Genomic DNA, 11,912 nt, shown 5'->3' with positions numbered 1-11,912 from the left:
CGGACTGCGACGATGGCACACCGGTCGTGGGTTGAGTTGTCAGACCGCCCGGCTTGGTGATCAGTGTGGTATCGGCATAGGCCGTGTCCACCTTGAAATGCATGGGGCCGGTCGTCTGCGACTCGGGCGACAGCGTCCCCGCCGTCAGGGATGGGGGCGCGAAGGTGAGAGGCGGTTTAGCCTGTGATGGCTGGTGGCTTTGGGGCGGCAGACTCTGGGGAAGAGATCGGGTCGCGGGCGCAGACATCTGCCGCGTGACCGGCCCGCGACTGCGAGTCGCGGGGGAGGCGTGATCGCCCGCCATCGATTTTTCGATCTCGTTGATTTTTCGCAGGGTTTCGTCCCGGTCGTGTACCGGGGCGGGTTGGGATGTCAGCTCGGGAACATTGGTCTGCAGGCTGTCATCCATGCCCAGATCGGTGGCCTCGCGTCGGCGTAGCTTGCGCAGGCCGTCGAGTTCGCGTTTGCGGATGAAATCGTCCTGGCGCTTCTGGTCCTCGCGGGCCTTGACCCGGGCGAGGTTCTCATGCTCTTGAAGGGCTTGTTCGTCGGTCAGCGACCAGTCGCGGGTCGGGTTCTTGACGAAAGAACCCACTCGCTTCCAGAAACCGCCTGAATCAGAACTGCTCATGCCTGAGTTGCCCGGAAATCGCGCCTGCCGCAGGGAGGCGGCAGATCATCAATCAATCGTTGAACATTTTTTGCTTGAGCTCGCGTCGCTGCTGCGCTTCGAGTGACAGCGTGGCCGTCGGCCGGGCCAGCAGACGGCCGATGCCGATGGGCTCGCCCGTTTCTTCGCACCAGCCGTAGTCGCCGCTTTCAATGCGCTGCAGCGATTGTTCAATTTTTTTCAGCAGCTTGCGCTCGCGGTCACGGGTGCGCAACTCCAGCGCATGCTCTTCTTCAATGGTGGCGCGATCGGCCGGATCGGGAACCAGCAGCGTGTCTTCGCGCAGATGCTCGGTGGTTTCGCCCGCGCTCTTGATCAGATCGTCGCGCATGGTGCTGAGCAGACGCTTGAAGTAGTCGAGCTGGACTTCGTTCATGTACTCGGCCTCGGGCATGGCCAGCAGCTCTTGCTCGGTCAGTTCGGAGGCAGACTTGTGCTTCCAGGCATTGGCATGCTTGGGGTCGGCTTTTCTGGGGATGGGTTCGATGGTTGTGCTGCTCATGGAACTTCTGTCGAGTCGGATAGGTTCCGGCGACCCCATGGCCGCCGACAAGGGTTTTGAGGCGTGGAGTTTACTCACGCCAGAAGAAGATGAGCGCCGAAGCGCCGGGGAAGCTGTGACTTTTTTGGCAGGTGCGGCAGAGACGACCGGCGCGGATTGCGCCGCTGTAGCCTTGGCGGCCGACTTGGCGGGCGCAACTGGCTCCGCCTGAACGACTGGCGCTGCCTTGGTCTTGGCTGCGACTGGTTTGACTGCGGGTTTTTTGTCTGCTGCCGCAGGCTTGCTCTTGCCTGGAGCTGCGACCGCTTTTTGAGGCGACTTGACCACGAAAATCCTCCCGAACTTTCCCATCCGACGGCCCATCGCCGCCTGATTTGCTGCATGGCTCGGCACGGACAAAGAGAATTCGTCGTGCGCTGCACCGATCTGATTTGAAAGTGTGGGGCCGCCCATGATCGCGACTTGCCCCGACCTTGACCGCTCTTGGCATCATGCCTTTGCTGTGCCGGGACGCAGCGCAACCCAACGGACCCCCACTGCGTTTTGTCGTGCGAGCTGTCTTGCGGGCTGGCCACTGTCAAAACCGCCCGATTCTATTCATTTCGGGTGGCAAGGCAAATGCATCATCCGATCAGGCATTGCTGAAGGCCTTTTTCGAGGATGTCACGCGGCAGGTCGATGCCGATGAACACCATCTTGCTCTGCCGCTGCTCTTGCGCGCCCCAGGGCGCTGCGAGATCGCTGCCCATGAGCTGGTGCACGCCCTGGAAGACGACCTTGCGGTCGATGCCCTGCATGTTCAGCACGCCCTTGTAGCGCAGCATGCGCGGGCCGTAGACCTGCACGATGGCGCCGAGAAAGTCTTCGAGCTTGGCGGGGTCGAAGGGTTTGTCGGCGCGGTAGACGAAGGATTTCACGTCATCGTCGTGGTGATGATGGTGCGGGTGATTGCAGTGTTCGCCGTGTTCGTGTTCGTGCTCGTGGTCATGGTGGGCATGATCGTGGTGGTCGTGATGATCGTGATCGTCGGCCTTGAGGAAATCGGGGTCGATGTCGAGCTTGGCGTTGAGGTTGAAACCCTTGAGGTCGAGCACCTGCGACAGCGGCACCTCGCCGAAATGCACCACGCTTTGCTTTGCGCGCGGATTCATGTGGGCGAGCCGATGCTGCAGGGCGGCGAGTTCGTCGGCACTGACCAGATCGGCCTTGGAAATGAATATCTGATCGGCGAAACCCACCTGGCGACGCGCTTCCTGCCGACTGTCGAACTGCTGGTTGGCGTGCTTGGCGTCGACCAGGGTGAGGATGGCGTCGAGCATGTACTGGCTGGCGACCTCGTCGTCCATGAAAAAGGTCTGCGCCACTGGGCCAGGGTCGGCGATGCCAGTCGTTTCGATCACCACGCGGTCGAACACCAGTTCGCCCTTGCGACGCTTGGCGGCCAGATCGGCCAGGGTGGCGCGCAGATCGTCGCGAATGGTGCAGCAGATGCAGCCGTTGGACATCTGCACGATCTGCTCGCCCGCTTCCTGCACCAGGATGTCGCTGTCGATGTTCTCTTCGCCGAACTCGTTTTCGATCACGGCAATCTTGGAGCCATGCGCTTCGTGCAGCACGCGCTTGAGCAGGGTGGTCTTGCCGCTGCCGAGAAAGCCGGTGACGATGGTGGCGGGAATGAGGGAGGCCATGGTGGGATTCCTTGAGAGAAGCAACGCCCATTCAGATCGGGGCGATCAACGAAAAATCAACTGGAAGTTCAACTGCGGCGCAGCAGCAGTCCCTTGAGATACTCGCCTTCGGGGAAATGCAGGCTTAAGGGATGGTCGAGCCCAGCGCCGGTGCGGGCGACGATCTGCGCGTCTGCGCCCGCGTCGAGAGCGGCCCCGGCGACGATTTTCTGGAACAGCTCGGCACTGACGCCGCCTGAGCACGAAAAGGTGAACAGCCAGCCGCCGGGCGGCAGCAGGTGGAAGGCCAGGCGATTGATGTCTTTGTAGGCGCGCGCGGCGCGTTCGACTTGTTGCGGGCTGGCGGCGAATTTGGGCGGATCGAGCACGATGGCGTCGAACTGCGCGCCTTCTTCGCGCAGGCGGCGCAAGGTGGCGTTGACGTCGGCGTCGATGAATGGCGCCCGCCCCGGATCGAAGCCATTGAGCGCGACATGCTCGGCCGCAAGCGCCAGCGCGGGCGCGGAGGAATCGACCGACACGACGCGCTGCGCTCCACCGGCCAGGGCGGCCAGGGAGAAGCCGCCGGTATAGCTGAAGCAGTTGAGCACGCGCTGCAGGCCGTGCGCGCGCACCACGGCGGCAAAGCGGGCGCGTGCGTCGCGCTGATCGAGGTAGAAGCCGGTCTTGTGGCCGGTGGCGACATCGACCCGCAGCTGCAGCCCGTTTTCGCGGATCTCGACCTGGGTTTCCCCGTCGCCCAGCAGCCAGCCGGTGGACGCGGGCAAGCCTTCGCGCTCGCGCAGGGCGGCGTCCGAGCGTTCGTAAACGCGCGTTTCGGGCATGAGGGTGTGCAGGGCGCTGACGATCACGGATTTCCAGCGTTCGATGCCCGCGCTGCCCGCTTGCAGCACCACGATGTCGGCATAGCGATCGACGATGCAGCCGGGCAGACCGTCGCTCTCGCCGTGTACCAGGCGGCAGGCGGTGAGATCCAGACCGAGCGCCTGGCGGCGCGCGATGGCCGCGCGCAACTGCTCGGTGAAAAAAGCGGCGTCGATGCGCTGCGTGGCCTCGAAACTCCAGACCCGCAGGCGGATTTGCGAAGCGGGGCTGAAGGCTGCCCAGGCGAGAAACTGGCCGTCGTGCGCTTCCACGCGGACGGTTTCGCCCGAGTCACCGCCGCTGGGCCGCCCCAAGGCGGTGACAGCCCCCTCGGGGGGCAGCGCAGGCGCAGCCGTAGCGTGGGGGCGATTTCCCTTGGCGCTGCCCTTGGCGATCGAGCTGGCGAACACCCAGGGGTGGCGGCGCAGCAAGGAGCGTTCCTTGCCGGGATGAAGGCGGATGGTTTTCATGGAGGGGCCTTAAGGTTTCTTGCGTGCGCGGGGATGGGCGGCGTCGTAGACCTTGGCCAAATGTTGGAAGTCCAGGCGGGTGTAGACCTGTGTAGTGGCAATGCTGGAATGGCCCAGCAATTCTTGCACCGCGCGCAAATCGCCGCTGGACTGCAGCACATGCGAGGCGAAGGAGTGGCGCAGCATATGCGGATGCACGCGGGCATCGAGCCCGGCAGCGCGGGCGTGCTCGCGCAGTTCGAGCCAGACGCGCTGCGGCGTGAGGCGCGCGCCGCGTGCGCCTAGAAACAGCGCAGCCTGGGCGTCGGCGTCGGCATCGGGGCGGAGCAGGGCGGGGCGCTGCTCCAGCCATTGCTGCAGGGCGAGCAGGGCGGGACGGCCAATGGGCACGCTGCGCCGCTTGTTGCCCTTGCCGGTGACGGTGGCTTCGGCGGCGTCCCAGTCGATCCAGCCGCGCGCGGTCTTGCTGGCGCGCACGTCGAGCCCGGTGAGCTCGGACACGCGCAGCCCGCAGGAATAAAGCAGTTCGGCGATGGCATGCGCTCGCGCGCTGCGGGTGGCCGAGGGTTCGGTCGGGTGCCGGTGGGCCTGGGATGAAGGCTCTGCCGCCGGGGTCTGCGGTACGTAGGCGGCCAGCGCCACGGCCTGATCGACGGACAAGGCCTTGGGCAGCGGTTTGGCCGCCTTGGGTGCCCGAACGTCCTGCACCGGATTGGCGGCGACGAAGCCGAGCCGCCCCATCCAGCGGAAAAAGCTGCGCCAGGCAGACAGCCTTGCCGCGATGGCGCGAGGGCTCATGCCGGCGGCGTGAAGCTGCGCGGCCCAGCGACGGATGTGCAGCGATTCGATCGGCGTCTCGCCCAGCGTTTCGGCGCGCTGCAGCAGGTCATCGAGGTCGCGTCGATAGTTGACCAGCGTGCCGTCGGCCAGGCGGCGTTCGGTCTGCGCGTGGACGAGGTAATCCGCCACCCGCTGGCGTAAGGCCAGACCGCCGGATGCGGGCGTGGACGATGGCGTGGAAGGAGGCGGGACGGGCGCGGCCATGCGTCGGCGGCGGGCGGCGGGGCGCTGTTCAGCGGGCGAGCAGGCCCACGAGCGCCGCGCTGGCCAACTGGCTGATGAGAGTGAGGAAATCGGTGCCCATATCCGCGGTGAAGCGCTGGCCGTCAGGGGAGGCCAGCACCAGTAGCCCCATGCACATGCTGGTATGCGGGTTCTGCAGCGGGATGAGCGCGAGCGATTGCGCCATCTGCGCGTCCGGCAGCCAGTGCGCGGCCTCGAATCCCGGATTGGGACCGACGAAGGGTGCGGCCAGGCTGGCGGCGAAGGTCTTGGCGTCTTCGCTCACCCCGGTGGCGAAATCGAGCGCGGCGAACTCTTCGCGCACCGGCCAGAGCTTGAGCGCGGTCATGGGCAGGTCGAAGGCGGACTTGAGGGTGTCCTGCAGCGTTTGCGGCAACTGCTCCGGCGCGCCCTGTTGCGCCAGCATGACGTCGCGGGCCCACAGCAGCAGCTTGCCGGCCAGGGTTTCGTTGTCCAGCGCGTTGCGCATCATCGCGGCGAGGCGATGCTCCAGAGTGCGCATCTTGTCGCGCAGCATTTCCATCTGCCGCTCCTGCAGCGAGACGGCGCGGTTGCCGTGCGGGCTGAGCAGTTGCACGGTGGTGAGCAGTTCGGCGTGGCGCTCGAAAAATTCGGGGTTGGCGGCCAGGTAGGCGGCCAGATCGTGTTCGCTCAGTTCCATCGGGTGTTCTCCATCAGGGCAGATCGGGCAGGTCGATCGTGCCGTCAAAAACAAAAGCGGCGGGGCCGGTCATGCGCACGGGCTGGCCTGCGCCCGCCCATGAAATGGTCAGCTCGCCGCCGTGGGTCTGCACGTCTACCGCGCCTTGCAGCCAGCCGTGGCGCAGCCCGGCCACCACGGCGGCGCAGGCGCCAGTGCCGCAGGCCAGGGTTTCGCCCGCGCCGCGCTCCCAGACGCGCAGGCGGATGTGCTGGGCATCGACGATCTGCATGAAACCGGCGTTGACCCGGTTGGGGAATCGCGGGTGATTTTCGATCAGCGGGCCGTCGCGCAAAACGGGCGCGGTGTCCACATCGCCCACCCGCTGCACCGCATGCGGGTTGCCCATCGACAGCACACTCACCCAGGCGGTGGCGCCCGCGAGGTCCAGCGGCCATTGCTCCCAGCCATCCATCGGCTGCGGCGTCAGGCCGTGGGCCTCGAAAGGCACGCGCGGCAGCTCGAAAACCGGCGCGCCCATGTCCACGGTGACGCGGCCGTCGGGTTGCAGTTCAGGCTCGATGAGGCCGGAGAGCGTCTGCACTCGGATGCGACGCTTGGCGGTGAGCCCCTTGCCGTGCACATAGGCGACGAAGCAGCGCGCGCCATTGCCGCATTGCTCCACCTCGCCGCCGTCGGCGTTGAAAATGCGATAGCCGAAATCGACCTCGGGGGAGGGGGGCGCCTCGACCACCAGAATCTGGTCGGCGCCCACGCCAAAGTGCCGGTCGGCCAGCAGGCGCAGCTGTGCCGCGTTGAGGGCCAGCGGGGCACGGGTGGCGTCGAGCACGACGAAGTCGTTGCCGGCGCCGTGCATTTTGGTGAATGCGAGTTGCATGGGTCAGTAAAGAGAAGGCTCGCCTTCAGGGCGGTTCTTGAAACGCTTGTGCACCCAATGGTATTGCGCAGGCATGGTGAGCACCTGCTCTTCGATGAAACGATTCATGCGGCGAAGGTCGGCGTCGATGTCGGCGGGTTTGCCCCGGGCGTCCAGCGCGGGAAAATCGGCCCAGGCGGGATGCACGGTGATGGCGTAGCCGCGCGCGCCGGGCAGGATGCGGGTCACCACGGCGTAGACCCGGGCGTCGGCGGAAGCCGCCAGCCGCGGGGCGACGTCGAGGGTGGCAGCGGGAACCCCGAAAAAGTCGATGAAGCGCGAGCTGCGCAGGCCGAAGTCCATGTCGGGCAGGGTGTAGAACGGCACCCCGGCTTTGAGTTGCCGCAACATGCCTGCCGCGCCGTCATGCCGCGAGACGATGGCGGCGGTGTGAAAGCGGCTGCGCCGAGCGACCACCCAGTTGTCGAGCACCTTGTTTTTCTGCGGGGTGTACATGCCCGAAACCGGACGCGGCGCCACCAGACTGAGCGCCGTCCATCCCGCGTCGAGCCCCTCGAAGTGAAAACCCAGCAGCAGGGTGTTGCGGCGGCCGTCCAGCGCTTCTTCCACCGGGCCTTCGAGATGCAGCAGTCGCCGCAGGCGCTTCGGGCTGGCGTACCAGAGCACGCCGCGCTCGAGAAAGGCTCGGGCGACGTAGACGAAATGCTCACGCGCCACCGCGCGCTGCTGCGCAGCCGTCCAGTCTGGAAAGCACAGTTGCAGATTGCGCAGGGTGATGCGCCGACGCGAGCGGGCCAGCGGCCACAGCAGCCAGCCCACCGCCGTACCCAGCGCGGCGAGCAGCGGGTAAGGCAGCAGATGCAGCAGCCAGACGAGGCCGATGCTCAGGCGGGCGAACAGCGGCTTCATGGTGCGGGGTCCTCGGCGAGATTCGGCGCGGGGGGCTGCGGTGCGCCCGAGGGAATTTTGTAACGGTTGTAGGCCCAGAGATATTGCTCGGGGCAGCGCCGGATCAGACCTTCCAGCGCACGATTGATCTGCGTGGCGGCGCGTTGCGGATCGGCGTCCAAGGCTTCAGGAAACGGCTCCAGCGTCAGGGTGTAGCCGCGCCCGCCGGGCTGGCGCAGGGCCGAGGCCAGAATGATGCGGGCGTTGCCCAGTTGCACCAAGCGTGCGGGCAGAGTCATGGTGTAGGCCGGGCGGCCGAAAAAGTCGGCCCAGACGCCTTCGCCGCTGCCGGGCGCCTGATCGGGCAACAGGCCGACGGACTCGCCCGCGCGCAGGGCGCGCAGCAATTGCCGCACCCCGGCGAGATTGGCTGGGGCGGTGGCGAGGTTGTGGCGCTGGCGCGAAGCCAGGGCCAGCGGCAGCAGCACGGCCTTGCGCGGCGGGCGGAACATCACCGTGATCGGGCTCCAGAGCGCGGCCGCCTGCGCCGAGATTTCAAAGCACCCCAGGTGCGGCGTGAGATACAGCACGCCCATGCCCTGGGCGCGAACGGCATCGACATGCTCCTTGCCGATCACCTGCACGCGGTGCACGGGCGCCGCAGCGCCGCGCCGGAACCAGACCACGGGCAACTCGCCGACCATGCGTCCGGCCTGCGCGGCAGCCTTGCGCGCAAGCTGCTCAGGCGCGTAGCCCGCCTGTTGCAGATGGGCGCGCAGACGCTGGCGATACACGCTTGATGCGGCATATACCAGCAGGCCGAGCGCCGCCCCGAGCGACTGGAGCAAACCCAGCGGCAAGACAGACAGCCAGCGGAAGACGCGAAGCAGCACGATGAAGGATTTCCCTGAGGCGCAAAGGGTGCCATGTTACGAAGCGCCGCCAAGCGTGGCGCAGGCATAGAATCCATGACATTGCCACCGAGTTAATGACAACTTGCGGGGTGGCAGGGGCAGGCGACCTTCGGGACGGCTGCGCAGATGTCCGCTAAAGCGTCGCCGTGCGAGACCCAAACGGTGGCGTCGATCCAACCGTTTGAAGAAAGGTCCGCCATGGCAAACCACTTCCTGTTTACCTCTGAATCCGTCTCCGAAGGCCATCCCGACAAGGTGGCCGATCAGATTTCCGACGCCATTCTCGACGCCAATCTGGCGCAAGACCCGGCCTCCCGCGTTGCCGCCGAAACCCTGGCCAACACCGGCCTCATCGTGCTGGCGGGTGAAATCACCACCAACGCCGTGGTCGATTACATCCAGGTCGCGCGCGACACGCTCAAGCGCATCGGCTACGACGACGCCGACTTCGGCATCGATCACAAGAGCTGCGCGGTGCTCGTCGCCTACGACAAGCAAAGCCCCGACATCGCCCAGGGCGTGAACAAGGCGCATGACGACGAGCTCGACATCGGCGCTGGCGACCAGGGGCTGATGTTCGGCTACGCCTGCGACGAAACCCCCGAGCTCATGCCCGCACCGATCTATTACGCGCACCGTCTCGTCGAGCGCCAGAGCCAGTTGCGCCGTGACGGCCGCCTGCCCTGGCTGCGCCCGGATGCCAAGAGCCAGATCACCTTCCGCTACGAAAACGGCTACCCCGTGGCTATCGACACCGTGGTGCTGTCCACCCAGCACGCGCCCGACATCGCCCTGGCCGATCTGCGCGAGGCGGTGATCGAGCACATCATCAAGCCCGTGCTGCCCGCGGAGTTCATGCGCGGCGAGGTGAAATACCTCATCAATCCGACCGGCCGCTTCGTGGTCGGCGGCCCGCAGGGCGACTGCGGCCTGACGGGACGCAAAATCATCGTCGACACCTACGGTGGTGCAGCCCCCCACGGGGGCGGCGCCTTCAGCGGCAAAGACCCGACCAAGGTCGACCGCTCGGCTGCCTACGCCGCGCGCCACGTGGCCAAGAACATCGTGGCCGCCGGTCTGGCCAAGAAGTGCCTGGTGCAGATTTCCTACGCCATCGGCGTGGCGCAGCCCACCAGCATCATGGTGACGACGCAGGGTACCGGCGTGATCGACGACGCCAAGCTCGAACAACTGGTGCGCCGTCACTTCGATCTGCGTCCGCGCGGCATCATCGAAATGCTCGATCTGCGCCGCCCTATCTATGCCAAGACCGCCGCCTACGGCCACTTCGGCCGCGACGAACCCGAGTTCAGCTGGGAGGCTACCGACAAAGCCGCCAAGCTGCGCGACGACGCCGGGCTGGGCGTACTGCAGGCCGCCGCGACGGCGTAAAAGAGGGCGTGTCAGGGGGCCGCGGTTCGGCGATGTCAACCGCCTGCAAATCGGTCCGTCGCCTCGATCAGACGCGAGAGGATGCCCGGCTCGTTGTAGGCGTGCCCGGCGTCGGACACGAGCTGAAAATCGGCCTGTGGCCAGGCGCGGTGCAAGTCCCAGGCGCTGCGAACCGGTGTGCACACGTCGTACCGGCCCTGCACGATGACGCCGGGCACCTCGGCCAGCTTGCCTGCGTCGCGCAACAACTGGCCTTGCTCCATCCAGCCTTCATGCACGAAGTAGTGGTTCTCGATGCGCGCGAAGGCCAGCGAGAACGCATCCTGCGCATGATGTGCGGCGTTGACCGCATCGGGCAGCAGACGGATGGTTTGCCCTTCCCACACGCTCCAGGCGCGGGCGCAGGCCAGTTGCGCTGCCGGGTCGGTGCCCGTCAGCCGTTTGCGATAGGCGCCGATCAGATCGCCGCGCTCGGCTTCTGGAATGGGTGCCAGAAAGCCCTCCCACAGATCGGGAAACAGCCACGACGCGCCTTCCTGGTAGAACCACAGCAGTTCCTCTCGCCGCAGGGTGAAGATGCCTCGCAGGATCAGCGCCGACACCCGCTCGGTGTGCGTCTGGGCATAGGCCAGTGCGAGCGTGCTGCCCCACGAGCCGCCGAACACCAGCCAGCGATCCACGCCCAGCAGGGTGCGCAGCCGCTCGATGTCGGCCACCAGATGCCAGGTCGTGTTGTTCTCCAGCGAGGCGTGCGGGGTCGATCGTCCGCAGCCGCGCTGGTCGAACAGCAGCACGCAGTAGCGTTGCGGGTCGAACAGTCGGCGATGATCCGGCGAACAGCCCGAGCCCGGCCCGCCGTGCAGAAAGACGGCAGGCTGGCCTTGCGGATTGCCGCAGAGTTCCCAGTAGATCTGGTGGCCCTCGCCGGTGTCGAGAACGCCGGTTTTGAAGGGTTCGATGGGGGGGTAATAAGTGCGTAAGTTCATGGGAATGGCAGAATAGCGGCTCTCTTTTCCCCCTGACCAAACCCACCCATGAGCACCACCCAGATCGGCGGCGTGACCGTCAACACGCAGGCCAATGTGTACTTCGACGGCAAATGCGTCAGCCACGGCATCACCCTGCCTGATGGCCGCAAGGCGTCTGTCGGCGTGATTCTGCCCGCCACGCTGACCTTCAACACCGGCGCGCCCGAAATCATGGAATGCGTGGCCGGGGCCTGCGAATACAAACTGCCGGGCAGCGACGTCTGGGTGAAATCCGGGGTGGGCGAGCGTTTTAACGTGCCCGGCAACACCCGCTTCGAGATTCGCGTTCCTGAAGGCGTCGAGGCCTATCACTACATCTGCCATTTCGGCTAATCCGCGCGCAACCACATGGCCACCATTCTGCAAAACCTGCCCACCGGGCAAAAAGTCGGCATCGCCTTCTCTGGCGGGCTCGACACCTCCGCCGCCCTGCTGTGGATGAAGCAAAAAGGCGCGATCCCCTACGCCTACACCGCCAACCTCGGCCAGCCCGACGAGGCCGACTACGACGAAATCCCGCGCAAGGCCATGGCCTACGGCGCCGAAAAAGCCCGCCTGATCGACTGCCGCGTGCAGCTGGCGCACGAAGGCATTGCCGCCATCCAGTGCGGCGCGTTTCACATCAGCACCGGCGGCATCACCTACTTCAACACCACGCCGCTGGGCCGCGCCGTCACCGGCACCATGCTGGTGGCCGCCATGAAGGAAGACGACGTCAACATCTGGGGCGACGGCAGCACCTTCAAGGGCAACGACATCGAGCGCTTCTACCGCTACGGCCTACTCACCAACCCCGCGCTGAAAATCTACAAGCCCTGGCTGGATCAGACCTTCATTGACGAACTCGGCGGCCGCAAGGAAATGAGCGAGTTCCT

Annotated in this window: 12 protein-coding genes and 1 pseudogene; 3 read left to right on the top strand and 10 right to left on the bottom strand. The window is 65.9% G+C overall.

The annotated features are described in order from the left end of the window. The 9 genes and pseudogenes from AC2VLV_RS15055 to AC2VLV_RS15015 all read right to left on the bottom strand — a co-directional run. A pseudogene (locus tag AC2VLV_RS15055) lies at window positions 1-631 on the bottom strand (STAS domain-containing protein); the annotation flags it as partial. Window positions 632-683: 52 nt separating this feature from the next. Then, the gene (gene dksA / locus AC2VLV_RS15050; RefSeq protein WP_486990758.1) at window positions 684-1,172 is read right to left on the bottom strand and encodes an RNA polymerase-binding protein DksA; all 489 of its coding nucleotides are present in this window, start codon (window positions 1,170-1,172) and stop codon (window positions 684-686) included. A 623-nt stretch (window positions 1,173-1,795) separates the two neighbouring features. Continuing rightward, on the bottom strand, window positions 1,796-2,860 hold the full coding sequence (locus tag AC2VLV_RS15045) for a CobW family GTP-binding protein (protein ID WP_486990757.1): 1,065 nt from the start codon (window positions 2,858-2,860) through the stop codon (window positions 1,796-1,798). 68 nt (window positions 2,861-2,928) lie between these two features. Next, window positions 2,929-4,194, bottom strand: a complete 1,266-nt coding sequence (locus AC2VLV_RS15040; RefSeq protein WP_486990756.1) for a class I SAM-dependent rRNA methyltransferase — start codon at window positions 4,192-4,194, stop codon at window positions 2,929-2,931. Window positions 4,195-4,203: 9 nt separating this feature from the next. Next, window positions 4,204-5,238 (bottom strand): tyrosine recombinase XerC, encoded by a 1,035-nt coding sequence (locus tag AC2VLV_RS15035; protein ID WP_486990755.1) that lies wholly within the window; start codon window positions 5,236-5,238, stop codon window positions 4,204-4,206. Window positions 5,239-5,266: 28 nt separating this feature from the next. Further along, window positions 5,267-5,938: a DUF484 family protein gene (locus AC2VLV_RS15030; protein WP_486990754.1), complete on the bottom strand. Its 672-nt coding sequence runs from the start codon at window positions 5,936-5,938 to the stop codon at window positions 5,267-5,269. A 13-nt stretch (window positions 5,939-5,951) separates the two neighbouring features. After that, window positions 5,952-6,815, bottom strand: a complete 864-nt coding sequence (gene dapF / locus AC2VLV_RS15025; protein WP_486990753.1) for a diaminopimelate epimerase — start codon at window positions 6,813-6,815, stop codon at window positions 5,952-5,954. A gap of 3 nt (window positions 6,816-6,818) precedes the next feature. Continuing rightward, window positions 6,819-7,724 carry an LpxL/LpxP family acyltransferase gene (locus tag AC2VLV_RS15020; protein ID WP_486990752.1) on the bottom strand — a complete coding sequence of 302 codons (906 nt, stop codon included), beginning with the start codon at window positions 7,722-7,724 and terminating at the stop codon, window positions 6,819-6,821. Continuing rightward, entirely contained in the window at window positions 7,721-8,596 is an 876-nt protein-coding gene (locus AC2VLV_RS15015; protein WP_486990751.1) for a lysophospholipid acyltransferase family protein, read from the bottom strand. Before AC2VLV_RS15015 ends, AC2VLV_RS15020 begins: the two co-directional genes overlap by 4 nt. A 219-nt stretch (window positions 8,597-8,815) precedes the next feature. Between AC2VLV_RS15015 and metK the strand changes: the two genes are divergently transcribed. Further along, complete coding sequence (gene metK / locus AC2VLV_RS15010) at window positions 8,816-10,009, top strand: methionine adenosyltransferase (RefSeq protein WP_486990750.1); 1,194 nt, start codon at window positions 8,816-8,818, stop codon at window positions 10,007-10,009. Window positions 10,010-10,044: 35 nt separating this feature from the next. Here the strand turns inward: metK and pip are convergent, their stop codons facing one another. After that, window positions 10,045-10,995, bottom strand: a complete 951-nt coding sequence (gene pip / locus AC2VLV_RS15005) for a prolyl aminopeptidase (protein ID WP_486990749.1) — start codon at window positions 10,993-10,995, stop codon at window positions 10,045-10,047. 48 nt (window positions 10,996-11,043) lie between these two features. On the opposite strand from pip, the gene ppnP reads away from it, so the two are divergent. Together ppnP and AC2VLV_RS14995 are read left to right on the top strand one after the other, a co-directional pair. Beyond that, window positions 11,044-11,370 carry a pyrimidine/purine nucleoside phosphorylase gene (gene ppnP / locus AC2VLV_RS15000; RefSeq protein ID WP_486990748.1) on the top strand — a complete coding sequence of 109 codons (327 nt, stop codon included), beginning with the start codon at window positions 11,044-11,046 and terminating at the stop codon, window positions 11,368-11,370. Window positions 11,371-11,385: 15 nt separating this feature from the next. After that, window positions 11,386-11,912: argininosuccinate synthase domain-containing protein (locus AC2VLV_RS14995; protein ID WP_486990747.1), on the top strand; the 527-nt coding region annotated here is incomplete at its 3' end.

The organism is Thiomonas sp. TH-17 (assembly GCF_057473305.1).
This window is presented reverse-complemented; position numbering and strand designations above follow the sequence as displayed.

Coding starts and splice junctions, on each gene's coding strand:
- dksA (WP_486990758.1), bottom strand. CDS start 1,172: ATGAGCAGCACAACCATCGAACCCATCCCCAGAAAAGCCGACCCCAAG.
- pip (WP_486990749.1), bottom strand. CDS start 10,995: ATGAACTTACGCACTTATTACCCCCCCATCGAACCCTTCAAAACCGGC.
- dapF (WP_486990753.1), bottom strand. CDS start 6,815: ATGCAACTCGCATTCACCAAAATGCACGGCGCCGGCAACGACTTCGTC.
- AC2VLV_RS15035 (WP_486990755.1), bottom strand. CDS start 5,238: ATGGCCGCGCCCGTCCCGCCTCCTTCCACGCCATCGTCCACGCCCGCA.
- AC2VLV_RS15030 (WP_486990754.1), bottom strand. CDS start 5,938: ATGGAACTGAGCGAACACGATCTGGCCGCCTACCTGGCCGCCAACCCC.
- AC2VLV_RS15040 (WP_486990756.1), bottom strand. CDS start 4,194: ATGAAAACCATCCGCCTTCATCCCGGCAAGGAACGCTCCTTGCTGCGC.
- metK (WP_486990750.1), top strand. CDS start 8,816: ATGGCAAACCACTTCCTGTTTACCTCTGAATCCGTCTCCGAAGGCCAT.
- AC2VLV_RS15045 (WP_486990757.1), bottom strand. CDS start 2,860: ATGGCCTCCCTCATTCCCGCCACCATCGTCACCGGCTTTCTCGGCAGC.
- AC2VLV_RS15020 (WP_486990752.1), bottom strand. CDS start 7,724: ATGAAGCCGCTGTTCGCCCGCCTGAGCATCGGCCTCGTCTGGCTGCTG.
- ppnP (WP_486990748.1), top strand. CDS start 11,044: ATGAGCACCACCCAGATCGGCGGCGTGACCGTCAACACGCAGGCCAAT.